The sequence below is a fragment of the Streptomyces xanthophaeus genome, assembly GCF_030440515.1.
Lineage (GTDB): Bacteria > Actinomycetota > Actinomycetes > Streptomycetales > Streptomycetaceae > Streptomyces > Streptomyces kutzneri.
On sequence record NZ_CP076543.1, the window covers coordinates 6,439,301 to 6,465,682 of the forward strand.

The 26,382-nt window shown below is 72.9% G+C and carries 27 protein-coding genes; 16 read left to right on the forward strand and 11 right to left on the reverse strand.

The features are described 5' to 3' along the window. The first annotated feature begins 43 nt into the window (after window positions 1-43). Entirely contained in the window at window positions 44-700 is a 657-nt protein-coding gene (locus KO717_RS28735) for a TetR/AcrR family transcriptional regulator (RefSeq protein ID WP_301372219.1), read from the forward strand. 24 nt (window positions 701-724) lie between these two features. Here the strand turns inward: KO717_RS28735 and KO717_RS28740 are convergent, their stop codons facing one another. The 4 genes from KO717_RS28740 to KO717_RS28755 all read right to left on the reverse strand — a co-directional run bounded on the left by KO717_RS28740 (window position 725) and on the right by KO717_RS28755 (window position 5,193). Beyond that, window positions 725-1,696 carry an RluA family pseudouridine synthase gene (locus KO717_RS28740; protein ID WP_301372221.1) on the reverse strand — a complete coding sequence of 324 codons (972 nt, stop codon included), beginning with the start codon at window positions 1,694-1,696 and terminating at the stop codon, window positions 725-727. A gap of 19 nt (window positions 1,697-1,715) precedes the next feature. Continuing rightward, window positions 1,716-3,260 (reverse strand): serine hydrolase, encoded by a 1,545-nt coding sequence (locus KO717_RS28745; RefSeq protein ID WP_301372223.1) that lies wholly within the window; start codon window positions 3,258-3,260, stop codon window positions 1,716-1,718. A gap of 139 nt (window positions 3,261-3,399) precedes the next feature. Beyond that, the gene (locus tag KO717_RS28750; RefSeq protein ID WP_301372224.1) at window positions 3,400-4,239 is read right to left on the reverse strand and encodes a siderophore-interacting protein; all 840 of its coding nucleotides are present in this window, start codon (window positions 4,237-4,239) and stop codon (window positions 3,400-3,402) included. 48 nt (window positions 4,240-4,287) lie between these two features. Continuing rightward, complete coding sequence (locus KO717_RS28755; RefSeq protein WP_301374831.1) at window positions 4,288-5,193, reverse strand: 5'-3' exonuclease; 906 nt, start codon at window positions 5,191-5,193, stop codon at window positions 4,288-4,290. A 235-nt stretch (window positions 5,194-5,428) separates the two neighbouring features. Here KO717_RS28755 and KO717_RS28760 point away from each other — a divergent pair, with 235 nt between their 5' ends. Both KO717_RS28760 and KO717_RS28765 read left to right on the forward strand, forming a co-directional pair. Further along, window positions 5,429-6,043, forward strand: coding sequence for a helix-turn-helix domain-containing protein (locus tag KO717_RS28760; protein WP_051880574.1), 615 nt, complete (start codon window positions 5,429-5,431; stop codon window positions 6,041-6,043). Beyond that, the gene (locus tag KO717_RS28765) at window positions 6,040-6,768 is read left to right on the forward strand and encodes a helical backbone metal receptor (protein WP_301374833.1); all 729 of its coding nucleotides are present in this window, start codon (window positions 6,040-6,042) and stop codon (window positions 6,766-6,768) included. Before KO717_RS28760 ends, KO717_RS28765 begins: the two co-directional genes overlap by 4 nt. A 502-nt stretch (window positions 6,769-7,270) precedes the next feature. Here the strand turns inward: KO717_RS28765 and KO717_RS28770 are convergent. Further along, complete coding sequence (locus KO717_RS28770; protein ID WP_301372225.1) at window positions 7,271-8,428, reverse strand: TDT family transporter; 1,158 nt, start codon at window positions 8,426-8,428, stop codon at window positions 7,271-7,273. A gap of 70 nt (window positions 8,429-8,498) precedes the next feature. Here KO717_RS28770 and KO717_RS28775 point away from each other — a divergent pair, with 70 nt between their 5' ends. Further along, on the forward strand, window positions 8,499-9,422 hold the full coding sequence (locus KO717_RS28775; protein WP_301372226.1) for a LysR family transcriptional regulator: 924 nt from the start codon (window positions 8,499-8,501) through the stop codon (window positions 9,420-9,422). A gap of 110 nt (window positions 9,423-9,532) precedes the next feature. Continuing rightward, window positions 9,533-9,889 (forward strand): hypothetical protein, encoded by a 357-nt coding sequence (locus KO717_RS28780; protein WP_301372228.1) that lies wholly within the window; start codon window positions 9,533-9,535, stop codon window positions 9,887-9,889. A 17-nt stretch (window positions 9,890-9,906) separates the two neighbouring features. Here KO717_RS28780 and KO717_RS28785 read toward each other — a convergent pair whose 3' ends face one another. The 4 genes from KO717_RS28785 to KO717_RS28800 form a co-directional block, all read right to left on the reverse strand. Then, window positions 9,907-10,701 carry a hypothetical protein gene (locus KO717_RS28785; protein WP_301372230.1) on the reverse strand — a complete coding sequence of 265 codons (795 nt, stop codon included), beginning with the start codon at window positions 10,699-10,701 and terminating at the stop codon, window positions 9,907-9,909. Window positions 10,702-10,803: 102 nt separating this feature from the next. Then, window positions 10,804-11,511: a gamma-glutamyl-gamma-aminobutyrate hydrolase family protein gene (locus tag KO717_RS28790; RefSeq protein ID WP_301372232.1), complete on the reverse strand. Its 708-nt coding sequence runs from the start codon at window positions 11,509-11,511 to the stop codon at window positions 10,804-10,806. Window positions 11,512-11,555: 44 nt separating this feature from the next. After that, window positions 11,556-13,034: an ethanolamine permease gene (gene eat / locus KO717_RS28795; protein WP_301372233.1), complete on the reverse strand. Its 1,479-nt coding sequence runs from the start codon at window positions 13,032-13,034 to the stop codon at window positions 11,556-11,558. A 123-nt stretch (window positions 13,035-13,157) separates the two neighbouring features. Continuing rightward, window positions 13,158-13,904: a FadR/GntR family transcriptional regulator gene (locus KO717_RS28800; RefSeq protein WP_301372235.1), complete on the reverse strand. Its 747-nt coding sequence runs from the start codon at window positions 13,902-13,904 to the stop codon at window positions 13,158-13,160. A 77-nt stretch (window positions 13,905-13,981) separates the two neighbouring features. Between KO717_RS28800 and KO717_RS28805 the strand changes: the two genes are divergently transcribed. The 5 genes from KO717_RS28805 (at window position 13,982) to KO717_RS28825 (ending at window position 19,669) form a co-directional block, all read left to right on the forward strand. Beyond that, window positions 13,982-15,346 (forward strand): glutamine synthetase family protein, encoded by a 1,365-nt coding sequence (locus tag KO717_RS28805; protein ID WP_301372237.1) that lies wholly within the window; start codon window positions 13,982-13,984, stop codon window positions 15,344-15,346. A 37-nt stretch (window positions 15,347-15,383) separates the two neighbouring features. Then, window positions 15,384-16,748, forward strand: a complete 1,365-nt coding sequence (locus KO717_RS28810) for an aldehyde dehydrogenase family protein (RefSeq protein ID WP_301372239.1) — start codon at window positions 15,384-15,386, stop codon at window positions 16,746-16,748. A 5-nt stretch (window positions 16,749-16,753) separates the two neighbouring features. Continuing rightward, window positions 16,754-17,539 (forward strand): 3-oxoacyl-ACP reductase, encoded by a 786-nt coding sequence (locus tag KO717_RS28815; RefSeq protein ID WP_301372240.1) that lies wholly within the window; start codon window positions 16,754-16,756, stop codon window positions 17,537-17,539. Window positions 17,540-17,635: 96 nt separating this feature from the next. Further along, the gene (locus tag KO717_RS28820) at window positions 17,636-18,913 is read left to right on the forward strand and encodes a haloacid dehalogenase-like hydrolase (RefSeq protein WP_301372242.1); all 1,278 of its coding nucleotides are present in this window, start codon (window positions 17,636-17,638) and stop codon (window positions 18,911-18,913) included. 120 nt (window positions 18,914-19,033) lie between these two features. Further along, on the forward strand, window positions 19,034-19,669 hold the full coding sequence (locus KO717_RS28825) for a GNAT family N-acetyltransferase (protein ID WP_301372244.1): 636 nt from the start codon (window positions 19,034-19,036) through the stop codon (window positions 19,667-19,669). An 18-nt stretch (window positions 19,670-19,687) separates the two neighbouring features. Here the strand turns inward: KO717_RS28825 and KO717_RS28830 are convergent, their stop codons facing one another. After that, window positions 19,688-20,890 carry an amino acid deaminase/aldolase gene (locus tag KO717_RS28830; RefSeq protein WP_301372245.1) on the reverse strand — a complete coding sequence of 401 codons (1,203 nt, stop codon included), beginning with the start codon at window positions 20,888-20,890 and terminating at the stop codon, window positions 19,688-19,690. 276 nt (window positions 20,891-21,166) lie between these two features. On the opposite strand from KO717_RS28830, the gene KO717_RS28835 reads away from it, so the two are divergent. From KO717_RS28835 to KO717_RS28845, 3 genes are read left to right on the forward strand one after another with little or no spacing between them, the layout of a single operon-like run. After that, entirely contained in the window at window positions 21,167-21,979 is an 813-nt protein-coding gene (locus tag KO717_RS28835; RefSeq protein ID WP_301372246.1) for a hypothetical protein, read from the forward strand. After that, a complete protein-coding gene (gene mycP / locus KO717_RS28840; RefSeq protein ID WP_301372247.1) occupies window positions 21,976-23,181 on the forward strand; it encodes a type VII secretion-associated serine protease mycosin in 1,206 nt (401 codons plus the stop codon). The genes KO717_RS28835 and mycP overlap by 4 nt, the downstream gene beginning before the upstream one ends. Before the next feature lie 21 nt (window positions 23,182-23,202). Then, on the forward strand, window positions 23,203-23,943 hold the full coding sequence (locus KO717_RS28845) for an SseB family protein (RefSeq protein WP_301372248.1): 741 nt from the start codon (window positions 23,203-23,205) through the stop codon (window positions 23,941-23,943). A 144-nt stretch (window positions 23,944-24,087) separates the two neighbouring features. Here KO717_RS28845 and KO717_RS28850 read toward each other — a convergent pair whose 3' ends face one another. After that, the gene (locus KO717_RS28850) at window positions 24,088-24,465 is read right to left on the reverse strand and encodes a DUF1844 domain-containing protein (RefSeq protein ID WP_301372249.1); all 378 of its coding nucleotides are present in this window, start codon (window positions 24,463-24,465) and stop codon (window positions 24,088-24,090) included. Window positions 24,466-24,790: 325 nt separating this feature from the next. On the opposite strand from KO717_RS28850, the gene infC reads away from it, so the two are divergent. From infC to rplT, 3 genes are all read left to right on the forward strand, one after another. Next, the gene (gene infC, locus KO717_RS28855) at window positions 24,791-25,525 is read left to right on the forward strand and encodes a translation initiation factor IF-3 (protein WP_030012386.1); all 735 of its coding nucleotides are present in this window, start codon (window positions 24,791-24,793) and stop codon (window positions 25,523-25,525) included. 106 nt (window positions 25,526-25,631) lie between these two features. Beyond that, window positions 25,632-25,826, forward strand: coding sequence for a 50S ribosomal protein L35 (rpmI, locus tag KO717_RS28860; RefSeq protein WP_266598480.1), 195 nt, complete (start codon window positions 25,632-25,634; stop codon window positions 25,824-25,826). A gap of 105 nt (window positions 25,827-25,931) precedes the next feature. Then, the gene (gene rplT, locus KO717_RS28865) at window positions 25,932-26,318 is read left to right on the forward strand and encodes a 50S ribosomal protein L20 (RefSeq protein ID WP_007263143.1); all 387 of its coding nucleotides are present in this window, start codon (window positions 25,932-25,934) and stop codon (window positions 26,316-26,318) included. Window positions 26,319-26,382 lie beyond the last annotated feature (64 nt).

Sequence of the window (26,382 nt, forward strand, 5' to 3'; positions counted from 1 at the left end):
TTGCCATGATCGAATCGGCGTGCCCTGTGCGACGATCGATTCCATGAGTGGGGGAGCGGACGATGGTCCGAGACGGGTCGGTCGGCCACGTGCCGACCGGCTGAGACCGGACAGCGGCCGGCCGCCGCGCGAGGAACTCCTCTGTGCGGCGGCTGAGTTGTTCACCGCCCAGGGATACGCGGCGACCACCACGCGGGCCGTCGCCGAACGGGCCGGGATGCGCCAGGCCACGATGTACCACTACTTCGCCGGCAAGGAGGAACTCCTCGCCGAACTGCTGGAGTCCACGGTCGCACCCTCGCTGGTGCTGGCCCGGCAGCTGCTCGCGGACGACGGGCGGTGCGCCGCACGGCGGCTGTGGGAGCTGTGCCGCTCCGACGTGCTGCTGCTGTGCGGCGGGCCGTACAACCTGGGGGCGCTCTACCTGCTGCCCGAGCTGGGCGGTTCGCGCTTCACGCGGTTCCGCCGGATGCGCGGGGAACTCAAGGACGCCTACCGGGTGCTGCTCGCGGGGACCCGCGTCGGCGCCGAACTGGCCGGGGACAAGGCGGGGCTGACGCTCCGGGGAGACCTCGTCTTCGGGCTCATCGAAGGCGTCATGCTGATCCACCGCACGGATCCGGAGCGGGCCGTGACGGCCTTCGCGGAGGCCACCGCGGACGCGGCGCTGCGGATCGCGGGCGTCGGCCCGCCGGACTGACGGGCCGCCGGTCCAACCGCCGGTCTAACCGCCGGTTCCGGCCTCCCAGCCCGCGCGGTCGTCCCACGCCTGGAGGGTGCGGCCGCTGTCGAAGCGGTGCGGGTGCCCGGTCACCGGGTCGGTGAACGCCAGTACCCGGGCCAGGAGTTGCAGCGGCCTGCGGTAGTCGTCCGGGGCCGGGTCGGTGACCTGCGGATACACCGGGTCGCCGAGGATGGGCAGACCCAGGCTGTTCATGTGCACCCGCAGCTGGTGGGTGCGGCCGGTGCGCGGGGTCAGCCGGTAGCGGGCCAGTCCGCCCCGGGCCTCGACACATTCGACCAGGCTCTCGGCGTTGGGCTCGCCGCCGGGCACCTCGACCGCCGCGATGACCCCGCGGGCCTTCTCGATCCGGCTGCGGACCGTGCGCGGGAGGGTGCGGGCGAGTTCCGGGTCGTGCGGTGCGAGCGCCTCGTACTCCTTGTGCACCTCGCGCCGCTGGAAGAGCAGCTGGTAGGCGCCGCGGTCCTCCGGCCGGACGCTGAACATCACCAGTCCCGCCGTCAGCCGGTCCAGCCGGTGCGCGGGGCTGAGGCCGGGCAGGTCCAGCTCCGCACGGAGCCGGGCCAGGGCGGTCTCGGTGATGTGAGAGCCGCGCGGGGTGGTGGCCAGGAAGTGCGGCTTGTCCACGACCAGCAGGTGCGCGTCGCGGTGGACGACGGAGATCGGGAACGGCACCCGCGGCTCCGGCTCCATGTCCCGGTGGAACCACAGATAGGCGCCCGGCTCGTACGGGTCCCGCGCGCGCAGGACCCGCCCGCCGGGGCCCAGCACCCGGCCCGCGGCCAGCAGGCGGGCGACCGAGTCGGCGCCGCGGGTGCCGGCGTAGCGCGCCGCGAGGTAGTCGCCGAGATCCGGCCATGTCCCGTCCGGGTCGGGCGGGAGCCGCAGCCGGACCGGGTCGATGCCGGCGCGCTGGGGGAGGGGCGAGGGGGGTGGCTGGGCTCTGCGTCTCATCGGGGAACAGGCTATGCGGCTATCGCCGGGTGAAAGTGCCCAGGTGGTCGGCGTCGAGGTATTCGATGCGCAGGGTGCCGTCGGCGAAGATCGCACCGGTGCGGCCGACCGCGTTCTCGCCCGCGGTCATGAAGCTGAAGGTGTCCCCGGCGTAGTGGGTCAGCGGGAAGCGCAGGGGCTCGGGGCCGAGGGCGAGGGTGAGCGCGCCGTTGTCGTCGGCGGTCACGGTGGCCTTGCCGTAGTAGGGGTTGTCGTAGGTTCCGGTGTACGCGGCGCTGTCCCGGGCCGGCTGCGCTCCGGTGGGCGGGTGGGCGTAGTCGGTGGTCGACCCGTCCGGGGGTTCGAGAGCGGCCGCGTAGGCGGAGGCGGCCAGGGCGAGCCAGTCGGTGGAGACCTTGCCGTGCTCGGCGTAGTCGAAGAAGTCCAGGGCCACGGCGTCGGGCAGGCCGACCGGGGCGCCGTTGGTCAGGACGACGATGCCGAGCCGCTCCAGCGGGAGCATGGTGACGTTGGTGTTGGCGCCGAGTTCGAAGGCGCCGGAGTGGCTCAGACGCACGCGGCCGGCACCGTCGTAGCCGACGTTCCAGCCGAGGCCGTAGAAGCTGGTGGTGCCGACGGCGTTGGTCGGCTGCGACACGATCGCGGGCACGTGGGTGCGGGTGAGGGTATCCGCCGGGATGATCCGCTTCCCGTCCAGGGTGCCGCCGGCCAGCTGCAGCCGCAGCCAGCGGGCCATGTCCGTGGCGGTGGAGCTGACCCCGCCGGCCGGGGCCTGGGCGTCCGGGTCGCGGACGAAGCGCGGGCTCCAGGTGCCGTCGGCGTTCTTGACGTGGGTGGCGGCGTGGTCGGGGGAGTTGGCGAAAGCGGAGAACTCGGTGCTGGTACGGGTCATGCCGGCGGGCTTGAAGAGGGTGTCGGCGCTGAGCTTCTGCCAGCTGGTGCCCTTGGCGCGGGCGACGGCCTCGGCGGCCGCGGTGAACCCGAAGTTGGTGTAGGCGTAGCTCGCCCGGAACGGGCCGAGGGGCTCCAGGCGCAGGTGGTCCAGGATGTACGCCTGGTCGTAGCCGAGGTCTTCGAGGAGGTCGCCGGCGTGGTCGGGGAGACCGCTGCGGTGGGAGAACAGGTCGGCGGTGGTGACGTGGTCGCTGACCCAGGGGTCCTTCAGGGAGAACCCGGGCAGGACGGTGCGGTCGTCCCACTCCTGGGGATCGGTGAGGGTGCCGGCCACGACCGTGGAGGAGACGGGCTTGGACAGCGAGGCGATCTGGAAGACGGTGTCGGGGCCGACCTTCGCGCTCTCGCCGGTCCTGCGGAGCCCGTAGCCCTTGATGTGGACGACCTTGTCGTCGTGGACCACGGCCACGGACACACCGGGGACCCCGGTGCGGCGCATCATGTCCTCGACGGTGCGGTCGAGGCGGGCGACGGCCTTGTCGACGGCGGCGTCCGTGATCTGGGGCGTCGGGGTGGGGGGCGGGGTGGGTGCGGTCGTGGCTGCGGCCACGGCCGTCGCGGCCAGGAGGACCGCGGCCCCTGCTGCCCCGAGCGACGGGAGCGTACGCATGGGGTCATTGTCCTGCCGGGAGCCGTGGAGCGCGCGGCGCCGTTGCCGGGGGCGCTGCCCCCGGACGCCCGCGCCTCACACGCCGGCGGGGCTCGAAGGAGACGCCGGCGGGGACGGGTCCGCCGGCGTGGGGAAACCTTTAGGCGGCAGCGCGGTGTTCCTGTTCGGCCTCGACCGAGGCGTTCCAGTCGCGCTTGATCGCACGCCAGCCCTCGTCCGTCTCGCCCAGGCGCCAGTAGCCCGAGATCGACAGGCGCTCGCGCGGGACGCCGCGCTCCATGCGCAGGTGGCGGCGCAGGTCCTTGACGAAGCCGGCCTCGCCGTGGACGAACGCGTGGACGTCCGCGGAGGGGAACTCCATGGCGGTGACGGCCTCCACCAGGGCCTCGCCCACCGGGCGGTCGCCGCGGTGCAGCCAGATCGGGACGATGCCGTCCGGGGTGGCGACCTTCAGCTCGTCGGCCGGACCGTCGATCTCGACGATGGCGTGGACCCGTGCGCCCGCCGGCATCCGCTCCATCGCGGCGGCGATCGCCGGAAGGGCGCTCTCGTCGCCCACCAGGAGGTGCCAGCCGGCCGCAGGGTCCGGGGCGTAGGCGCCGCCCGGGCCGAGGAAGCGTACGAGCTCGCCCGGTTGCACCCGCGCCGCCCAGGGGCCGGCCAGGCCCTCGTCGCCGTGGACCACGAAGTCGAGGGTCAGCTCCAGGTGCGCGGGGTCCCAGCTCCGTACCGTGTACGCGCGCTGGCGCGGCCACTGCGCGCGGGGGAAATCTGCGCGGATCCGGTCCAGGTCCCACGGCGCGGGGTAGCTGACCCCCGCCGGGGCGAACAGCAGCTTGACGTAATGGTCGGTGTACTCGCCCGCGCCGAACTCCCGGAGGCCCTCACCGCCCAGCACGAGCCGCACCATGTGCGGCGAAAGCCGCTCGGTGCGTACGACGACGGCGGTGCCGACGGTGCGGGCGCGTCCTTCTGCCACGGTGACTCCCCTGACTCCATGAAACTTAGCCTTACCTAAGTTATCACCTCATGGGCGCAGCGCACTGCTCAGCCGAGCGACTGCGCCCCCCAGACCCCACCGATGGGCTAGCGCATCCACCAGTTCGGGCTGCGCCGGGGCCGTCGGACGGGTCGGGTCGAACGCCGGAAGCGGCACGTCGGAGGCCACCTGGACCACCTTCGGCGCCACCGCCAGATAGGGCCGGGACTCGTCCAGCCTCTTGCGCTGGGTCGGCGTCAGCTTCGACTTCGGGTCGTCGATCGCCGCGATGATCCCGGCCAGGGTGCCGTAGGCGTCCAGGAGTTTGGCGGCCGTCTTCTCGCCGATTCCGGGGACGCCCGGCAGGCCGTCGCTCGGGTCGCCGCGCAGCAGTGCCAGATCCGCGTAACCGGGGCCGTCCACCCCGTACTTCTCGCGGAGCCACGCCTCGTCGGTCACCTGCAGGGTGCCCACGCCCTTGAGCGGATACAGCACCCGCCGCTGCCGGGCGTCGTCCACCAGCTGGTACAGGTCCCGGTCGCCGGTGACGATGTCCACCGGGCCGCTCGCGCGGGCGGTGAGCGTGCCGATCACGTCGTCCGCCTCGTACCCGGCGACCCCGACCCGGGCGATGCCGAACGCGTCCAGCGCCGCCTCGATGATCGGCACCTGCGGGGCGAGCGTGTCCGGGGTCTCCTCCACGTCGGGGCCGGTCTCGGTCTCCTCGGCCACCCGGTGCGCCTTGTAGGAGGGGATCAGCTCCACCCGCCAGTGAGGCCGCCAGTCGGCGTCCATGCACGCCACCAGATCGTCCGGCCGGTGGTCCTGGACGAGCCGGCCGATGAAGTCGAGCAGCCCGCGCACGGCGTTGACCGGGGTGCCGTCGGGGGCCTTCACCGAGTCCGGCACACCGAAGTAGGCGCGGTAGTAGAGGGAGGCGGTGTCCAGGAGCATCAGGCGTCGTGTCGTCACGGAGTCGATGATGCCGCAACGCACCCCGGCGGAGGTCCGGGCCGCCCGGACGGTCCGCGCCGCGACGGACAGTGAGCGCATGTGTACGGGAAGAGCCGTGCACGCGAAACCGGAGGCGGTTGCTGCGTAAGGTGCTTACAGCACACCGATGTGCGACAGACATGGGGAGGGCAGCCCCGACATGAACGACAGGGACGGCACCGACGGCAGCGATGGCATGGACGGCAAGCTGAACGACAGGGACGACAAGAGCAAGGACAAGGACGGCAAGGAGCCGCTCCGGGTGGGCGTGGCCGTGCGCAAGCGGCGCCGCGCGCTCCATCTCACGCTGGCCGCCGTGTCGGCGCGCAGCGGCCTGTCGGTGCCCTTCCTGAGTCAGATAGAGAACGAGCGGGCCCGGCCCAGCATGCGCTCCCTGGAGCGGGTCGCGGACGCGCTGGAGACCACGGCCGTCGAGCTGCTGGCCGCCTCCGACACCGCGCGCACGGTGGACCTCGTACGGGCCGGTGACGCCTCCGGGCTCACTCCGTTCCCGGGCGTGCGGCCCCTGGTACGCGGTCACCACCAGCTGCACGCGATGGAGTTCACCGGGGACCAGGACGCCGGACGCGAGTACCAGCACCGCAACGACGAACTGATGTACGTGGTCGAGGGTGCCTGCCAGGTCGAAGCGGAGGGAAGGGCGTACCGGCTGGAGAGCGGGGACGCGCTGTTCCTGTCCGGCGGCGTGCGGCACCGCTGGCGGGCGGTCACCGAGGAGACCCGGATCCTGGTCGTCGCGGTGGGCGAGCACATCCACGCGACCTCCGAGCCCCCGTCGCCGGGACACTGAGCGACGTGCGGCGGGTCGTCTCGCTGGTGCCCTCGCTGACCGAGGCCGTGGCCGTGAGCGCGCCGGGGCTGCTGGTCGGGGTCACCGACTGGTGCACGCACCCGGGGGACCTCGGCGACGCGGTGCGGATCGGGGGGACGAAGAACCCCGACGTACGGCGGATCGCGGAGCTCCGGCCGGACCTGGTGATCGCCAACGAGGAGGAGAACCGGGCCCCCGACCTGGCGGCGCTGCGCGCGGCCGGTGTGGAGGTGCTGGTCACCGAGGTCCGGGACCTGCCGCAGGCGCTGCGGGAGCTGGACCGGGTGCTGGTGGGGGCGCTGGGGCTGTCGAGGCCGGGGTGGCTGGCGGACGCGGAGCGTGCGTGGGCCGGGGTGCAGCCGGCCGGCCCGCTCACCGCCTTCGTGCCGATCTGGCGGCGGCCGTGGATGGTGCTGGGCCGGGACACCTTTGCCGGGGACCTGCTGGCACGGCTGGGCGTGCGCAACGTCTACGCCGCCCATGCGGAGCGGTACCCGCGGGTGCCGGTGGAGGAACTCGCCGCGGCCGGCTGCGATCTGGTGGTGCTGCCGGACGAGCCGTACCGATTCACCGCCGAGGACGGGCCGGAGGCCTTCCCGGGGCTGCCTGCCGCGCTGGTCAGCGGGCGCCACCTGACCTGGTACGGGCCCTCTCTGGCGGAGGCCCCGGGGGTGCTGGCCGAGGCCCTGCGGGCGGCGCGGTAGCCCTTCGGGTCCGGGGTCCGGCGGGTCGGTGGTCCTGGGGCTCCGCCCCAGACCCCGCGCCTCAATCGCCGGCGGGGCTGGGTGGTGTGGGGCGGTGCCCCGCCGGAGTGTCTCCTCGGCTCGCGCGGTGCGGCATGTCGCGGCCATACGCGGTGGTGCGCGCTCGTCCTGCGGGGACACTCCGCCGTGTCCCCGCCCCACGGCAGGGCTGCGACAGTGCCCCGAAGCCGGCCTGACGCGTGGGGAGCGGGGACGGGGAGGGGTGTCCCCGCAGGACGAGCGCGCAACCACCGAGTACCGCCGGGACATGCCCGCACGCGCCGAGCCGAGGAGACACCCCTCCCCGGCCCCGCGGACCAGCCCGAACCTGCCCGCCCCGCCGACGGGAATGGCCCCGCGGACCGACCCCCACCTGCCCGCCCCGCCGAGGAGAATGGCCCCGCGGACCGGCCCTACCGCACCTGGATCCCGGCCCGTGCCGTCGGCACCCGCGGACCGGTTCCTACGCCGAACCGAGCCGGCCCGTCCCGCCCCGGGGGGTCTGGCCGGTCAGGAGGCGGCCGGAGAGGAGGCCGCGGAGGGTGTGGGTGGCGGCCAGGAGCCAGGCGGTCAGCAGGCCGAGGAAGAGGGCGGCGGCGAGCCAGGCGTAGGCGGTCAGGCCGGTGTGGTGGGCCAGGCCGGTGGCGCCGGTGACACAGGTGCCCACGGGGAAGGTCAGGGCCCACCAGGTCATCGCGAAGCCCATGCCGCCCCGGGCCGCCCGCACCAGCATGGCCGCGGCCAGGGCCAGCCACAGCAGGGCGAAGCCCATCACGGGGACCCCGTAGACCACGGCGAAGGCGCCCAGTGCGCCCGCGTAGGCGCCGTCGATCGATTGGGGGGCGACATCGGCGAGCTGGTTCACGGCGGTGGTGGACTGGCCGAGGGGGCCGAGGACCAGGAACAGGGTCGGGGTCAGGGCCAGGGGGAGGGGGCCGCCCACGATCAGCCGGCCGAGGATCAGGGGGAGCATCAGCAGGGTGGCGAGCAGGCTGATCCCGAACATGGCGTAGCAGGCGAGCAGCAGGGTCTCGCGGGGCTGGCCGGCGGGCAGGTGGGGTATCAGTAGCGGGCCCAGGGCGGCGGAGACCATGGGGGAGACCAGGGGGAGCAGCCAGACGGGGGTGGCCTGTCCGGGCTCGACCTTGTGCCGTACGACCATCAGGTAGGGCACGGCCACGGCCATGACCAGGCCGATCGCGGTTCCGGCGGTGAAGAGCACGGCGTCCACGGCGACGGCGGCGCCGGTCCCGATGAGGTCCTTGCCGACGATGAGGGTGCCGCCGCCGACGGCCAGCAGCGCCATCGCGAGGCAGCCGTAGAAGGGGGCGACGGCCGGGTCGAGGAGATGGGCGCGGGCCTGGTCGCGGTGGTGGAGCCAGTGCCCGGCGCGGGCCGTGAGCAAGACGGCGAGGAGGACGGCGGACAGCGCCCAGACGAGCTGGCAGGCCACGCGCTGTCCGGGGAGCTGGTAGGGGAGGGTCGCGCCGGCGTTGGCGAGGATCGCCGTGCCCATGACGCACGCGTACCAGTTGGGGCCGAGGTGCCGCAGTGCGGGGGCCTTGTGGGCCCGGACCGCGGGAGTGGTGTGAGTGCGGGGTCGCACGAGGGTGGTGGCCATGGATCCAGCCTCACGCCCGGGCGGAGGGGGCGGCAGAGGTCATCTTCCTATGAGGCCATAAACTGATGTTATGGGTAATGAGGAGTGGGTTCCGCTGGCGCACCGGGTACCGGACCTGGGCGCGCTGGAACTGCTGCTCGCGGTCGCGCGGGTCGGCAGCCTGAGCGGCGCGGCCCGGCGGCTCGGCATCACCCAGCCCGCCGCGAGCAGTCGCATCCGGGCGATGGAGACCCGGCTCGGCGTGGCCCTGGTCGACCGCTCGCCGCGCGGGTCGACGCTGACGGCCGAGGGCGCGCTCGTCACGGACTGGGCCCGGCGGGTGGTGGAGGCGGCGGAGGCCTTCGATGCGGGGGCGCAGGCGCTGCGCGGGCGGCGGGACTCGCGGCTGCGGGTGGCCGCCAGCATGACCATCGCGGAATACCTGCTGCCGGGTTGGCTCATCGCCCTGCGCGGGCAGCGCCCGGACACGGCGGTGTCCCTGCACGCCGGGAACTCGGCGGTGGTCGCCGAACGGGTCCTGGCGCACGAGGCCGACCTCGGCTTCGTGGAGGGACTGACCGTGCCCGAGGGGCTGGATTCGGCGGTGATCGCGCAGGACCGCCTGGTGGTGGCGGTGGCCCCGGGGCATCCGTGGGCCCGCCGCGCCAAGGGGGTGGCGGCGGCGGAGCTGGCCTCGACGCCGTTGATCCTGCGCGAGCGGGGGTCCGGCACGCGACAGGTACTGGACGCCGCGCTGGCCTCGGCCGGCGGGCTGGCCGAGCCGCTGCTGGAACTGGCGTCGACCACGGCGGTGAAGGCCGCGGCGCTGAGCGGTGCGGGGCCGTGCGTGCTGTCGGAGCTGGCGGTCGGGGACGAACTGGGCGCGCGGCGGCTGGTGGAGGTCCCGGTGTCGGGCGCGCCGCTCGACCGGGCCCTGCGGGCGGTCTGGCCGACGGGCTCCCGCCCGGCGGGCCCGGCCCGTGACCTGCTGTCCCTGACCCACCGCCGGATCTAGTCCGTTCGGGCGAGGAGGGATCGATTCGGCGCGGGGCGGACGGTGACCGGCGTGCGCGACGCAGGAAAGGTGGCTCCTGCACGTTTGTCGCTCTCCCGAGGAGAACCCAGATGCGTCTTCGCCATGCCGCCGTCGCCGCCTTCGGCGCCGTCACCCTGCTGCTCACGATCCCGACGTCGGCCTCGGCCGCCACAGGAGAGTTCCAGTACACGGTCGCCGGTCTCGACGGCAGGCCGCTGAGGGTCGTACTGGAGAACCCGCCGAGCGGCGAGTGCATCACGCTGCCCGAGGTGGCCGACCCCGCGGCCAGTTCCCCGGCGCACTCGCCCCGCAACCGGACCGACGAGGTGGCGCTCGTGTTCACGGAGCCGGACTGCACGGGCCGGGAGTTCGCGCTGCGGCCGCGCACGGGCTACGGCTCGGAGCGCCTGGAACTGCGGTCGGTGGTCTTCGTCCGGCCCGAGTGAGGAACGCCCGGGGCGGCTCAGCTCGCCGAGCTGAGCCGCTTCGTCAGGAGCGAGCCCACGACGATCAGGGCGACACCCAGCCACCACATGTCGTCGAAGATCAGGACGGCGATCCCGATCGGCACCAGCAGGCCTGCCAGCGGCAGCAACAGTCCCGCGGGGCCGGGTGGTTCGGGGCCCTCGCCGGTGGCCTCGCGGACCGCGCGGGCGCGGACCACGTCCGGGTACCAGACGGTGAACTTCAGCGCGGCGACGATGGCCAGGATCTGGATGATCCAGCCGGTCCAGATGTTGTTCGGGTTGTGCAGGACCAGGTCCCCGTAGGCGCCCGCGAGGGCCGCCACCACGAAGGCCGCACCCCACACGCCCGTGATCACGTAGTTGGCGCGGATGAAGCCGGGCGCGTGCCAGTGCGAGGGATCGACCTGTTCACGGGCGTACTGGAGGGTGAAGGGCATCCCCACCGCCATCGAGCCGAAGGCGATCACGGCCAGGGTGATGTTCGCGACCTCGCCCGCGTACGTCTCCAGCCAGCGCAGGGTCCCCTCGCTCGCCAGGGCTCCGACGACGGCCATCGAGGCGAAGAACACCACGTCGGCCAGTTCCAGGAGTTTCCAGCTGCTGCCGCGGTTGATCAGGTGGCTCGCCGCGATGAGCGCGACGGCCGTGGCCAGCGCCAGTCCGACCGCGAGCTCGAACCGCCCCGGGCCGACCAGCAGTGAGAAGACGATCCACGGGGCCATTCCGATGACCGGGTTCTCCAGGAGCCTGGAGACCGGGCCGGATGCCGTGCCCTCCGCTTCGGTCCGCATCCTTCCAGCCTGCCCGCCGGGCGGGGGACCGGCCAATCGGGCCGGCCGGCCTCCGCCCCCCCGCCGTCGGGCGCGAGGGGAGGGGCGGAGGGGGAGCGGGCGTCAGCCCACCGGTACCGCGGTGCGGACGGAGGCCGCCTCGACCAGGGCGGACATCACCCGCGTGTCCTTGTCCCGCTCCGGGTGCCACTGGACGCCCAGCACCCACCGCTCCGGGTCGGGCAGTTCGATCGCCTCCACCGTGCCGTCGACCGCGTGGGCGGAGACGACCAGGCCGCGGCCCAGCCGGTCGACGGCCTGGTGGTGGTAGGTCGGGACCTGCGCCTCCTCCGGGACCAGGTCCGCGTACCGGGTGCCGGGGACCGGGCGGACCGGGTGCCAGGAGATGGCCCCCGGGGTCTCGAAGTGGCCGTCGATGTGCTGGACCAGCGTGCCGCCCAGGGCCACGTTGAGGGCCTGCATGCCCCGGCAGATGCCGAGGAGGGGCAGGTCCGCGTCCAGCGCGGCGGCGATCAGAGCCAGCTCCCAGTGGTCGCGGACCGTGGCGGGGGCGCCCGTACGGGAGTCCCGCGCGGCTCCGTAATGCACCGGGTCCAGGTCCGGGCCGCCCGCGACGACCAGGCCGTCCACCCGGCTCAGCACCTCCGCCGCCGACCCGGGTTCGTCCGGCGGGAGCAGCACGGCCGCGCCGCCCGCCGCCTGGACGAGTTCGTAGTACCCGGTCGGTACGAGGCATGTCGGGAGGTCCCACACGCCGTAGCGGGTGGAGTCCTCGACGTAGGTGGTGATGCCGATGAGCGGCCTGGGCACGTTCGTTACCTCCAACAGGGGCAGAGCAGGGCAGGAACAGGGTTTCAGTCGCGGGTCAGTTCCGCCTCGGCTTCCGCGAGAGCCGCGAACTCCTCCTCCGGGGCCGAGGCCACCAGGTGGTGCCGACTGTAGATCGCGAAGTAGGCCAGGGCGACGGCGTACACGGCCAGGGCGATGAATGCGGCGTCCTTGTCCACCAGGAAGGTGGCGACCAGGGCCGACAGGGCGAGTGCGAAGGCCACCGAGGAGGTCAGGATCCCGCCCGGGGTGCGGTACGGGCGCTCCAGGTCCGGCTCCCGGCGGCGCAGCACGATGTGCGAGAGGGCCATCAGGGCGTAGGAGATGGTGGCGCCGAACACCGCGATGTTGAGCATGCGGGCTCCGTCGCCGGTCGCCGCGGCGAGGGCGAAGCCGATCGCGCCGGGGATGATCAGGCCCAGGTACGGGGCCTTTCGCTTCGAGGTGAGCGAGAGGAAGCGGGGCAGGTAGCCGGCGCGGGAGAGGGCGAAGAGCTGGCGCGAGCCCGCGTAGATGAGGGAGAAGAAGGAGGCCACGAGGCCGGCCAGACCCGCGTAGTTCACGAAGCGGCTGAGCGCGGTCGGGCCGCCGTCGCCTTCCAGGGCGACGACCAGCGGGTTGCCGGCGGCCTTGACGGCGTCGGCGCCCTGCGCGCCGGTCGCGGCGAAGAAGGTGATCAGGGCGAGCAGGGCGAGGATGCCCATGGAGATGGAGAGGGCCTTCGGCATCGAGCGGACCGGGTCCTTGGCCTCCTCGGCCGCCAGCGGCACGCCTTCCACGCCGAGGAAGAACCACATGCCGAAGGGGAACGCGGCCCAGATGCCCAGGACGCCCAGCGGCAGCCAGGAGTTCGAGCCGAAGGCGTCCGCGTCGACGGGGATGTCGTTCAGGCCGGAGGCGTCGAACTCGGTGAAGGCCCCCACCGCGAAGATCAGCAGCGCGGCGACGGCGATCGCGGTCACGACGAGGCTGAAGCGGAGCGCCTCGCCGACGCCCCAGAGGTGGACGCCGATGAAGATGACGAAGCAGCCGAGGTAGACGGGCCAGCTGGAGGTCAGTCCGAAGAGGCCGAGGGATTCGACGTAGTCGCCGATGAAGATGACGATCGCGGCCGGGGCCAGGATGTACTCGATGAGGATGGCGGTGCCGGTGAGGAAACCGCCCCACGGGCCGAGCGCGCGGCGGGCGAAGCCGTAGCCGCCGCCCGCGGTCGGCAGGATGGTGGACAGCTCGGCGAGCGAGAAGACCAGACAGGCGTACATCGCGCCCATGAGGACGGTGGCGATGGCGAGGCCGCCGAAGCCGCCCTTGTCGAGGCCGACGTTCCAGCCGGAGAAGTCCCCGGAGACGACATAGGCGACGCCGAGACCGGTCAGGAGCAGCCAGCCGGCGCTGCCGCGGCGCAGCGTCCGGCGCGCGAGGTATTCGTCGGGTCCGTCCCCGCCGTCGGGGGACTTGGTGGGTGCGGGTACGGCGGCGAGCCGTGCCTCGATGTCGTCGGCCATCGTGCGCTCCTGCCTCAGGGCAATGGTTGTGGGCCGTACCTTTGCCTTAGAGGGGCGGGGTGCGCAAGACCTCTGCGTTAAACAGAAGTTACGAAAGCCTCTCGGGCCGCCCCCCGGCGCCGCTCAGGTCAGGAAGCCCCGCAGCAGCGCGGCCGTGCCGCAGCAGTGCTCGCGCATGGTCTCCCGGGCCCCGGTCGCGTCGCCCTCCAGCACCGCCTCCACCAGCGTGCTGTGCTGCTGCTGGGAGTGCTCCAGGTTGCGCACGAGCAGCGGGATGCAGTCCAGCAGGTCGTTCACGGTGGCCCGGACGGCGGCGTACTGGGCCGTCAGGGTGGCGGACCCGGCCAGTTCGCACAGGGTGAGGTGGAAGAGCGTGTCCTGGCGGCGATAGTCGGCGAGCGGGGCGTCATGGGTGGCGGCCAGGGCGCCGAGCAGCCGTTCGGTGCCCTCCTCGGTCAGGCCCTGGGAGGCGCACAGTCCGGCCGCCCCCACCTCCAGGACCTCGCGGAACCGCAGGACGTCCTCGATGTCCACCCCCGCGACGCGCCGGCGCAGCTCCTCCTCGGCGCCGCCGGCCGGGGTGTCGGGCCGGGGCAGCACGAACGTTCCGCCGTACCGGCCGCGCCGGGCCTCCACGAGCCCCTGGTCCTGCAGCACCTTCAGCACCTCGCGCAGGGTCACCCGGCTGATCCCCATGCGTTCCGCCAGTTCGCGCTCGGGCGGCAGCCGTTCGCCGCCCGGCACCAGACCCAGCCGGACCACCTGCAGGATCTGCTCCAGCGCCTCCTCGAAACCGTTGCCCGCCCGCACCTGCCGCAGCACGGGATTCAGTCGTGCGGTGGCGCCGCCTTCGCTCGCCGTATCGGTCATCTCGGCTCCTCCCCTTCCCAAGCAATGGTTCTATTCAATACCTTAGGCCTCCTCGGCTCACCGAAGGAGAGATTCCAGTGGTAGACCGCAAGCCGCCGCTCGCGCCCGAGGAGCTCCGCTCCCTCGTCGCCAGTGGTGAGATCGACACAGTCGTCCTGGCCTTCCCCGACATGCAGGGGCGGCTCCAGGGCAAGCGGTTCGCCGCACAGTTCTTCCTCGACGAGGTCCTCGAGCACGGTACCGAGGGCTGCAACTACCTCCTCGCCGTCGATACCGACATGAACACGGTCGACGGTTACGAGATGTCCTCCTGGGACCGGGGCTACGGCGACTTCGCCATGCACCCCGACCTCGCCACCCTGCGCCGCATCCCGTGGAACCCCGGCAGCGCCTTCCTGCTCGCCGACCTCGCCTGGAACGACGGCTCGCCCGTCGTCGCCGCCCCCCGGCAGATCCTGCGCCGCCAGCTGGAGCGCCTCGCCGAGGCCGGCTACACCGCGATGGTCGGCACCGAGCTGGAGTTCATGGTCTTCCAGGACACCTACGAGCAGGCCTGGAACTCCGGCTACCGGGGCCTGACCCCGGCCAACCAGTACAACATCGACTACTCCGTCCTCGGGACCGGCCGCATCGAACCCCTGCTGCGCCGGATCCGCAACGAGATGCAGGCCGCGGGCCTGATCGTCGAGTCGGCCAAGGGGGAGTGCAACCTCGGCCAGCACGAGATCGCCTTCCGCTACGACGAGGCGCTCACCACCTGCGACCAGCACTCCGTCTACAAGACCGGAGCCAAGGAGATCGCCTCCCAGGAAGGTGTCTCGCTCACCTTCATGGCCAAGTTCGACGAGCGCGAGGGCAACTCCTGTCACATCCACCTCTCGCTGGCCGACGCCGACGGGCACAACGCGATGGCCGGGGACGGCCCAGGCGGAATGTCACCGGTGATGCGGCACTTCCTGGCCGGCCAGCTGGCCGCGCTGCGCGACTTCTCCCTTCTCTACGCCCCCAACATCAATTCGTACAAGCGTTTCCGGCCGGGATCCTTCGCGCCGACCGCCGTCGCCTGGGGCGTGGACAACCGGACCTGCGCACTCCGGGTCGTCGGCCACGGCCGCTCCATGCGCTTCGAGAACCGCCTCCCCGGCGGTGACGTCAACCCGTATCTCGCCGTCGCCGGCCTGGTCGCGGCCGGGCTCTACGGCATCGAGAACCGCCTGGAGCTCCCCGAGGCCTGCGGCGGGAACGCCTACACCGCCGACTACGCACACGTCCCCGCCACCCTGCGCGAGGCCGCCGAGCTCTGGGAGAACAGCGAGATCGCCAAGGCCGCCTTCGGCCCCGAAGTGGTCGCGCACTACCGGAACATGGCCCGCGTGGAACTCGACGCCTACGACTCCGCGGTGACCGACTGGGAGCTGCGCCGCTCCTTCGAACGCCTGTAGCCACCGCACGCCACCGAACGAAACTGTGAGGCACCACGTGTCCGATGCGCTGGAAGTGTTGAATCCGGCCACCGAGGAAACCGTCGCCGTCGTCCCGGCCGCCACACGGGACGACGTCGACGCCGCCGTCACCCGGGCCGCCGCGGCCCAGCGCGCCTGGGCCGCGGCCGCCCCCGCCGACCGGGCCCGGCTGCTGCGCCGCTTCGCCGCGGTCGTCGACGGCCACATCGAGGAACTGGCCCGGCTGGAGGTCCGCGAAGCCGGCCACACCATCGGCAACGCCCGCTGGGAAGCGGGCAACGTACGCGACCTCCTCGACTTCGCCGCCGGGGGAGTGGAACGGCTCTCCGGCCGCCAGATCCCCGTCGCCGGCGGCATCGACATCACCTTCCTCGAACCCCTCGGCGTCATCGGCGTGATCGCCCCGTGGAACTTCCCCATGCCGATCGCCGCCTGGGGCCTGGCCCCGGCCCTCGCCGCCGGCAACGCCGTCATCCTCAAGCCCGCCGAGACCACCCCGCTGACCGCCCTGCGCCTCGCCGAACTCGCCCTCGAAGCCGGGATCCCCGAGCACCTCTTCCAGGTGCTCCCCGGCCGCGGGGACGTCGCCGGCGACGCACTCGTCGAACACCCCGGCGTCGCGAAGATCGTCTTCACCGGGTCCACCCGCGTCGGCAAGCAGATCATGGCCAAGTGCGCCGACCGGGTGAAGCGCGTCACCCTCGAACTCGGCGGCAAGAGCCCCAACATCGTCTTCGCCGACGCCGACCTCGAAGCAGCGGCGGCCGCCGCCCCCATGGCCTTCCTCGACAACACCGGCCAGGACTGCTGCGCCCGCACCCGCATCCTCGTACAGCGCTCCGCCTACGACCGCTTCCTGGAGCTCGTCGCCCCCGGCATCGCGGCCGTGACCGTCGGCGACCCGCTCGACGAGAAGACCCAGATGGGCCCGCTGATCTCCCGGACCCAGCTGGACCGCGTACGGTCCTTCGTCACCGACGACCTCACCGCCATCCGCGGCACCGCCCCCGAAGGCCCCGGCTTCTGGTACCCGCCCACCCTCGTCACGGACGTCGCCCCCACCGCGCCCGTGGCCGCCGAGGAGGTCTTCGGACCGGTCGCCGTCGTCCTGCCCTTCGAGGACGAGGAGGACGCCGTACGCCTGGCCAACGCGACCGAGTACGGCCTCTCCGGCTCCCTCTGGACCCGCGACGTCGGGCGCGCGCTGCGCGTCTCGCGCGCCGTCGCCGCCGGCAACCTGTCCGTCAACTCCCACAGCAGCGTCCGCTACTGGACCCCCTTCGGCGGCTACAAGCAGTCCGGGCTCGGCCGCGAGCTCGGACCCGACGCCCTCACCGCTTTCACCGAGACCAAGAACGTCTTCATCAGCACGGAGGCCTGAAGCACATGTCCAACGAAGAGATCATCTGCCGCCGCCTGGTCGGCCGTACCGCCGTCATCACCGGAGCCGGCAGCGGCATCGGCCTGGCCACCGCCCGCCGCCTGGCCTCCGAGGGCGCCAACGTCGTCTGCGCCGACATCGACGAGACGGCGGGCAAGGCCGCGGCCGAAGAGGTCGGCGGTCTGTTCGTCAAGGTCGACGTCACCAGCCCCGAGGAGGTCGAGGCGCTCTTCAAGGCCGCCTTCGACACCTACGGCTCCGTGGACATCGCCTTCAACAACGCGGGCATCTCGCCCCCGGACGACGACTCCATCCTGACCACCGGCCTGGAGGCCTGGAAGCGCGTCCAGGACGTCAACCTCACCTCCGTCTACCTGTGCTGCAAGGCCGCCCTGCCCTACATGCAGCGACAGGGCCGCGGCTCCATCATCAACACCGCCTCCTTCGTCGCCATCATGGGCGCCGCCACCTCCCAGATCTCCTACACCGCCTCCAAGGGCGGCGTCCTGGCCATGTCCCGCGAGCTCGGCGTGCAGTTCGCCCGCGAGGGCATCCGCGTCAACGCCCTGTGCCCGGGGCCCGTGAACACCCCCCTGCTGCAGGAACTGTTCGCCAAGGACCCCGAGCGCGCCGCCCGCCGCCTCGTCCACATCCCGCTGGGCCGCTTCGCCGAGCCCACCGAGATCGCCGCCGCCGTCGCCTTCCTCGCCAGCGACGACTCCTCCTTCATCAACGCCACCGACTTCCTCGTCGACGGCGGTATCTCCGGCGCCTACGTGACCCCGCTGTAGGCCCACCGCACCCCATCGCACCGCACCCCGGCCGGCCGGGCACCACAAGGTGCCCGGCCGGTCCCTCAGGGCTGTCCCGACCCTCGAAGGAGCAGCATGCAGAGAAAATGGGCAGCCCCCCTCGCCCTCGCCGCGGTCACCGGATCCGGCCTCCTGGCGGCCCCGCCGGCCCAGGCCGCGCACACCCCATGTCCCAAGGTCACCGTCGGCTCCGGCTGGTACGGGGACAACCAGGCCCGCCTCCAGCAGCTCATCGACCGGTACGGCAGCTGCAGCCCGTACCGGCCGAACCGCGCCAAGCCCGTCGCCGTCTTCGACTGGGACAACACCGTCGTCAAGAACGACGTCGGCGACGCCACCATGTTCTGGCTCCTGCGCAACGGCCGGATCCGCCAGCCCGCCGCAGGCGACTGGTCCACCACCAGCCGCCACCTCACCCCCGCCGCCACCGAGGCCCTGACCGACGCCTGCGGCGCCCTCGCCCGCCCCGGCGCCCCTCTGCCCACCGGAACCCCCGCCGGAGCCGGCTGCGCCGACGAGATCAACGCCGTCTACGGCACCGCCGCGACCCGCGCCGGCGCCCCCGCCTTCACCGGCTGGGACCGCCGCACCACCGAACCCTCCTACGCCTGGCTCCCCCAGCTGATGCAGGGCTGGACCGCACGCGAGATCCGAGGCTTCGCCGCCGCCGCCCGCACCGAGAACCTCGCCGCGCCCGTCGGCGCCACGCAGCGGGTCGGCACCACGACCACCGCCACCGGCTGGGTCCGCTACTACGACCAGCAGAAAGACCTGATCAAGGGTCTGCAGAAGGCCGGCTTCGACGTGTGGATCAGCTCGGCCTCCCCGCAGCCCGTGGTCGAGGTCTGGGCCCAGGGCACCGGCATCGAGGCCGACCACGTCATAGGCATCCGCAACACCACCACGTACGGCGGGAAGTTCACCGCCCACCTCCAGGGCTGCGGAACCGTCCGGGACGGCGCCGACACGATGATCACCTACATCGACGGCAAGCGCTGCTGGATCAACAAGGAGGTCTTCGGCGTACGCGGCGCGGCCGCCGAGAAGGTCCAGCCCGCCGCCCGACGCCAGGTGTTCGCCGCCGGCGACTCCGACACCGACATCTCGTTCCTGCGCGACGCCACCGCCCTGCGGCTGGTCGTGAACCGCAACAAGAACGAGCTGATGTGCCGGGCGTACGACAACAGCGACGGCCGCTGGATCGTCAACCCCATGTTCATCGAACCCAAGAAGCGCAAGGCCGACCCCTACCCGTGCGCGACGACCGGCTACGTCGACCACGACGGCACCAAGGGACCGGTCCTGCGGGGCGACCGGAGCGTCGTCCCCGACCAGACGGACTCCGTGTACTAGACGACCGGGGGAGCGGGCGAGCGGGCGAGCAGGCCCACGAGGCTCGGCAGGCGATGGCTGTCACCCCGCCTGGGTAACATCCGAATTCAAGTGGCAGTCATTACTTGGAGGGGTGTCCGGATGTGGGAGCTCGCGCGCTCGTGGGTCGAGGGTTGGACCGTCTCGCGGCGGGTGCCGAAGCCGGTGGACACGCCGTGGGGACTGAGCGTCCGGGTCGGGCTGCCCACCCAGACCGTCCGGCACGTCCTGCTCGACGCCGATGCCGCGGCCGCACGCGGTCTCGTCGGGGGGATCACCGAACCGGCCACCTGGATCAAGGCCTTCGTGGCACCCGACGTCATGGAGCCGTGGTTCCCGCCCGAGTGGGAGCCGACCGATCCCGGCTTCCTGATGGCCGTCGATCTGCGTCCGTCCGTCGTGCGCCCGCCTGACGGCTACACCGTCACCACCGGGACCGCCGACGGTGTCGTCGGCGTACGCGTCCTGACCGCCGGCGGGGAGCTCGCCGCGCGCGGCCGGATCGGGCTGGCCGGCGCCGCCTGCGTCTTCGACCAGATCATCACCGAGGAGGCCCACCAGCGCCGCGGCCTCGGGACGGTGGTGATGGGCGCACTCACCGGCGCGGCCGTCGAGAACGGTGCGGCCACCGGCATCCTGGGCGCGACCGTCCAGGGCCGGGCGCTCTACGAAACGCTCGACTGGAAGGTGCTCGCACCGCTGACCGGCTTCGTCCACAAGCCCGTCACCCGTATCTAGCCCGTACCCGTTCCGTATCTAGAGGAAGGTCCGCCCCTCACCCCGGTAGGTCGGCACGCTGCCGGTGACCCGATCGCCCTCGACCAGGTGCAAGGTGTCGAACCGCTCGCACAGTTCGCCCGCCTTCGCGTGCCGGAACCAGACCCGGTCGCCGATCAGCAGATCATCGGCCGGGCTCCCGAGCAGCGGGGTCTGCACCTCGCCCGCGCCCTCCTGGGGGTCGTAGCGCAGCCCCTGCGGCAGGTACGGGACCGGCAGCCGGTCCGCCCCGGCCGCACCGGAGGCCGGATAGCCGCCCCCGAGCACCGTCACCACGCCCACCCCGGGCCTGCGCACCACGGGCTGGGCGAACAGGGCCGCCGGACGCCCGCTGAACGACGTGTAGTTGTCGAACAGCCGGGGCATGTACAGGCCCGAACCCGCGGCTATCTCGGTCACCGCGTCCTCGGCGGCCGTCTGCTGCACGCTGCCGGTACCGCCGCCGTTGACGAACTCCAGATCCGGTACGACGGCCCGCACGGCCCGCACCACCTCGGCCCGTCGCGCCGCCAGCTCCCTGCGGGCCGCGCCCTGCATCAGCCGGATCGTCCGGGAGCGCAGCGGGCGACCCGCCAGCGAGTCCCCGACCCCCGCGACGTGCCCCTCGTACGCCATCAGCCCCACGACCCGGAACCCGGGCCGGTCGGCCACCACCCGGGCCAGCCCGGCCAGCTGCTCGGGCTCGCGCAGCGGGGAGCGGCGGGCCCCGATCCGTACCCGACCGCCGAGCAGTTGCAGGGACGTGTCCAGCTCCAGACAGACCCGGACCTCCTCGGCGCCGCCGTCCCGGGCGGCGTCGATCAGGTCCAGCTGCGCGAGGTCGTCCACCATCACCGTGACGGCGCCGGCCAGTTTGGCGTCGCCCGCCAGCTCGCCGAAGCCGGCCCGGTCGGCGGAGGGATAGGCGAGGAGCACGTCCTCGAACCCGGACCGGGCCAGCCAGAGCGATTCGGCGAGGGTGTACGACATGATCCCGGCGAACCCGGGGCGGGCGAGGACCCGTTCCAGCAGCGCACGGCACCGGACCGACTTGCTCGCGACCCGGACCGGCTTGCCGGCGGCGCGGCGGACGAGATCGTCGGCGTTGGCGTCGAAGGCGTCGAGATCCACGATGGCCAGCGGCGCGTCCAGGTGCGCGGTCGCCCGGTCGTACCGGGCGCGGTCGGTGGCGGGGGAATTCATGGGCGGCAGCTTGCCAGAGGTCTCTACCGGTGGGTAGTGCCCCGCGCCTCGGGCGCCGACGGGCCGGGGTGGTGCGGCCGGCTGCCCGGTCGCGGCTCGACGACCGGGGCTCCGCCCCGGATCCCGTGCTCGAACGCCGGCGGGGCCGGATCGGTGCGGCGGGGCCGGATCGGTGCGGTGGGGCCGGTTCCGGGGTGGTACCGGGATCCACCTTGCTGCGGCGACGCCGTAGAGTACGGGCAGGCAGCCGTACGGAACGGGGGGCGGAGCCGCCGGATGACCACGACGACACCGCGGACCGCGATCCTGGGCGAGCCCGAACCGATCCCGCCCCAGCCCCGGCCCACGCACGCGAACACGCGCCGCCACCCCGTACGGGTCCTCGCCGCCACGCTCTGCGTCCTCCTCGGCAGCGGCCTCGTCGGCGGGGCCGCCCTCACCACCTGGGCCGAACACCGCGCCGCGGCCCGTCCCCTCCCCGCCGACGCCGTCTACCGCAAGGCCGGGTCGCTGTGGCGTGCCGCCCCCGTCGACAGCCTGCTCCCGCCCGTCCTGACCGGCCCCTCCGCCGGCCCCGGCGGCTCCGACCGCACCTGGACCCGGATCGCGCTCGCCCCCGACGCCGACTGCCCGGCAGCCCTCGCCGCCGACTGGCAGGCCCTGCTGGCCGCCACCGGCTGCACCCGCGTGCTGCGCGCCACCTACACCGACGCCACCCGAAGCTCGCTGATCACCGTCGGCATGGTCTTCACCCCCGCCGACGCCCCCACGATGACCGCCCTCAAGGGCCGGATCCCCGCTCCGCCCGCGTACGGGTTCACCGACGCGCAGCGCGGCGCCTGGGCCGCCTCCGTACTCACCGAGGCACCCGTCGTCGTCTACACCGTCTCCGCCTTCGCCGACGGCCGAGCCCTGGACGGGCCCCGCCCCGCCGCGGACCTGATGAAGAAGGACGCCACGGGAGCCGCCGCCCAGGCCGGTCTCGGCCACGAGGCCCAGGCGCTCGCCGACCGCGTCGGCCACGGCCTCGCCTTCCTCGCCGCACCGCCCGCACCGCCCGCCACACCCACCCCGGAGCCCACCCGATGATCCGCCGGGCCTCGGGGCAGGCGGCCGCCGCCCTGCTCGCCGCGACCCTCCTCGTGTCCGCCACCGCGACCCCCGCCGCCGCCGACAACATCCGCGACCGCCAGTGGGGCCTGCTGGCCCTGCGCGCCGAGGAGGCCTGGGGCACCACCCGGGGCGCCGGAGTGACCGTCGCCGTCCTGGACACCGGCGTCGACGAGTCCCATCCCGACCTCTCCGGCCAGGTTCTTCCCGGCACCGACCTCATCGGCATGGGAGCCGGCCCCGGCGACCGCGCCTGGGCCCGCCACGGAACGGCCATGGCCAGCATCATCGCCGGGCACGGCCACGGCCCCAGCCGCGGCCAGGGTGTCCTCGGCATGGCCCCGCAGGCACGGATCCTGCCCGTCCGGGTGATTCTCGAAGAGGGCGACCCGGGCCGCGCCAAGGCCCGCGACAGCAAGGGCGGGTCCCTCGCCGAGGGCATCCGGTGGGCCGCGGACCACGGCGCGGACGTGATCAACCTGTCCCTCGGCGACGACAGCGACTCCGCCCACCACGAGGCGGGGGAGGACGAGGCCGTCCAGTACGCCCTCGCCAAGGGCGTGGTCGTCGTGGCCTCCGCGGGCAACGGCGGCGAGGCCGGCGACCGTGTCTCCTACCCGGCCGCCTATCCGGGGGTCATCGCCGTCACCGCTGTCGACCGGCGGGGCAAGAAGGCCAAGTTCTCCACCCGTAACTGGTACGCCACCGTCAGCGCCCCCGGCGTCGACGTCGTCATCGCCGACCCCGACCGCTCGTACTACGAGGGCTGGGGCACCAGCGCCGCGGCGGCCTTCGTCTCCGGCTCCGTGGCCCTCGTCCTGTCCGCGCACCCCGACCTGACGCCGGCCCAGGTGAAGAAGCTGCTGGAGGCGACCGCCTCCGACTCCCCGGCCGGCGGCCGCGACGACGCCCGCGGTCACGGGCTGATCGATCCGGTCGCCGCCCTCCAGGCCGCCGAGGGGATGCGCCCGGACGCTCCGGCGCCCGTGCCCGCCGCGGCCGGGAGCACCTACTTCGGCCCCGGCCCCGAGCCGGTCCGCCCGCCCGAGCGGCGCGCGCGGCTGGGAGCCCCGGCGGCCGCGGTCGCGGGGGCGGTGCTGCTCGTCCTGGCCGCCGTACTCGCGCGGCGCCCGCGCCGGGGCACCTGGGGCCGTGGCCAGGACCCGTACGCGGCACAGTAGGGTCGGGTAACTGTGGCGAACATGGCGAACAAGAACATTCCCGACCCGGGATTCTCCGACGACGACGGCTCCGCCGATCCCCGGCTGACCGCGGCTCTGGCCGCCTGGTCCGGGGACCGGGCGAAGGAGCCGGAGGTGCTGGCCGCGCTCAAGGGCGCCCGCCTGCTGGTCCCGGTGGTCGCCGTCCTCGGTGAGGTGGAGACCGACCCGGAGACGGGCCTGAAGCGCGAGAAGACCAGTGACATGGCCGTCCCGACCCTGCGGGCGGGCGACCGGCGGGCGCTGCCCGCCTTCACCTCGATCGCCTCGCTCGCGCTCTGGGACCCCGCGGCCCGGCCGGTGGCCGTCCCGCTGCACCAGGCGCTGGCGGCCGCCGCGCACGAGAAGGCCGACACCGTGGTCCTGGACCTGGCCGGCCCGGTCACGTACCAGCTGACCGGCTCCGCGCTGCTCGCGCTCGCCGAGGGCCGCACCGACGCGGGTCCGCTGGCCGATCCCGCCGTACGGGAGGCCGTACGGGCCGCCGTGTCCGCGGAGCCGGCCGTCCTGCGCGCCCACCTCGGCCCGGGCGGCGCGGACTCCGACGGCACCCTGGCGATCGTGCTGGCCGGGGGCGCGCAGGCGTCCGCGGCGGCCCGGCGCGTCGCCGAGGCGCTGGCGGCGGACACCACGCTGCGGGCCCGGCTGGTCCGCGGGCTGGACCTGGCGCTGCTCCCGTCGGACGCTCCGGCTCCGCCCGGCGAGCCCCTGTTCACCCGCTGACCGCCGGGAATCCCGATGAGCGATCTGCCGGCCCGTGCGCGGCCCTGACCGTACGGCGGCCGCGCGGCCCCCGGACACGACGACGGCCGGTGCGCCCCATGCGGGGCGCACCGGCCGTCGTCCTGCTGTCTTTCCGGTACGGGCTCAGCCGAAGACGGGACCCGTGAACTTCTCGCCCGGCCCCTGGCCCGGCTCGTCCGGCACGATCGAGGCCTCGCGGAAGGCCAGCTGGAGCGACTTCAGGCCGTCGCGCAGCGGGGCGGCGTGGAAGGAGCTGATCTCGGTGGCGCTCGCGGTGACCAGACCGGCCAGGGCCGTGATCAGCTTGCGGGCCTCGTCGAGGTCCTTGTGCTCGGAGTCCGGCTTGTCCAGGCCCAGGTTGACCGCCGCGGCGCTCAGCAGGTGCACGGCCACCGTGGTGATCACCTCGACGGCGGGCACGTCCGCGATGTCGCGGGTCATGGTGTCGTAGTCGGGGGTGCCGTCGGCAGCGGGTTCGGTGGGGGGTGTCGCGTCAGTCATGCGCCCCACGATATGCCGTGCGGCGGGCTTGCGGCGCGGGTGCTAGTATGTACTTCGACCGGCCGGACACTTCTGTGCCCGGCCCACAAGTGGAGGCTCCGTTCTCCCACCTGACTGCCCTCCGGGGCGGCGGGTCACCGGTCAGGCGGCATCCATCGTTCCGTACGGACGATGGAAAGCTGCCCGAGTTTACGCCCCGCGGTTTGCACGCGGCGGTGTTCCGGTTGTTTTGGAGCCCCTGCCTGTGCCCGGCGGGGCTTTTTTCATTCTCCCGCTGCGGTCGGTCTGACGGAAATACACGTCAGCGGCTGTCTGCCAGGCAGCCGTGTGGTGCTACCGAGGAGGATCCATCAGCACCGAGCCCCGCATCAACGACCGGATTCGCGTTCCCGAGGTACGGCTTGTCGGTCCCAGCGGCGAGCAGGTCGGCATCGTGCCGCTTGCCAAGGCGCTTGAGCTCGCGCAGGAGTACGACCTCGACCTGGTCGAGGTCGCGGCGTCCGCACGCCCGCCGGTCTGCAAGCTCATGGACTACGGCAAGTTCAAGTACGAGTCGGCCATGAAGGCCCGTGAGGCGCGCAAGAACCAGGCGCACACGGTCATCAAGGAAATGAAGCTCCGGCCGAAGATCGACCCGCACGACTATGACACCAAGAAGGGTCACGTCGTTCGGTTCCTCAAGCAGGGCGACAAGGTCAAGATCACGATCATGTTCCGTGGTCGCGAGCAGTCCCGGCCGGAACTCGGCTACCGACTGCTGCAGCGTCTCGCCTCGGACGTCGAGGACCTCGGGTTCATCGAGTCGAACCCGAAGCAGGACGGCCGAAACATGATCATGGTCCTCGGTCCGCACAAGAAGAAGACCGAGGCGATGGCCGAAGCCCGCGAGGCGCAGGCCGCCCGCAAGGCGGAGCGCCAGGGTGTCGCCCACACCGAAGACGAGGCTCCTTCCGAGGACGCCGCCGTCGAGGTCGATGACACCACCGAGGTCGCCTCCGCCGAGGCCACCGAGGCCGCTGCCGAAGAGGCTCCGGCCGACGAGGCGAACGCCGAGGCCTGATTCCAGGACACCCCGTCCCGGGATCACCCGACACAACATGACGCTCCCGTAAGCCGGTCCCGTACCGGACCGGTGGGAGCGCCACCGACGAGGAGATAACGGCGCCATGCCGAAGAACAAGACGCACAGCGGTACCAAGAAGCGCTTCAAGGTCACCGGCTCCGGCAAGGTGCTCCGCGAGCGCGCCGGCAAGCGCCACCTGCTCGAGCACAAGTCGTCCCGTGTCACCCGCCGCCTCACCGGCACCGCGGAGATGGCCCCCGGCGACGCCGCGAAGATCAAGAAGCTTCTCGGCATCTGACGTCTCCGCTCCCCCTGCCGGGAGCGGACGCACGTCGAGACCGGGACCCCATCGAATTTCGGGCTGTGTGAAGACACCCACGGCCCCGCTACAAGGAGTTAAAAAGTGGCACGCGTCAAGCGGGCAGTAAACGCCCACAAGAAGCGCCGGGCGATCCTCGAGGCGGCCTCCGGCTACCGCGGTCAGCGTTCGCGCCTGTACCGCAAGGCCAAGGAGCAGGTCACCCACTCGCTGGTCTACAACTTCAACGACCGCAAGAAGCGCAAGGGCGACTTCCGTCAGCTGTGGATCCAGCGCATCAACGCCGCTGCCCGCCAGAACGGCATGACGTACAACCGCCTCATCCAGGGTCTGAAGGCCGCCAACATCGAGGTGGACCGCAAGATCCTCGCGGAGCTGGCCGTCAACGACGCCAACGCGTTCGCCGCGCTCGTCGAGGTCGCGCAGAAGGCGCTTCCGGCCGACGTCAACGCCCCCAAGGCCGCTGCCTAAGGGCTAGCCGGCCCAGCTCACCCAGGGCCGGCCCCCACGGACCCGCAGGCATTCGCCTGCGGGT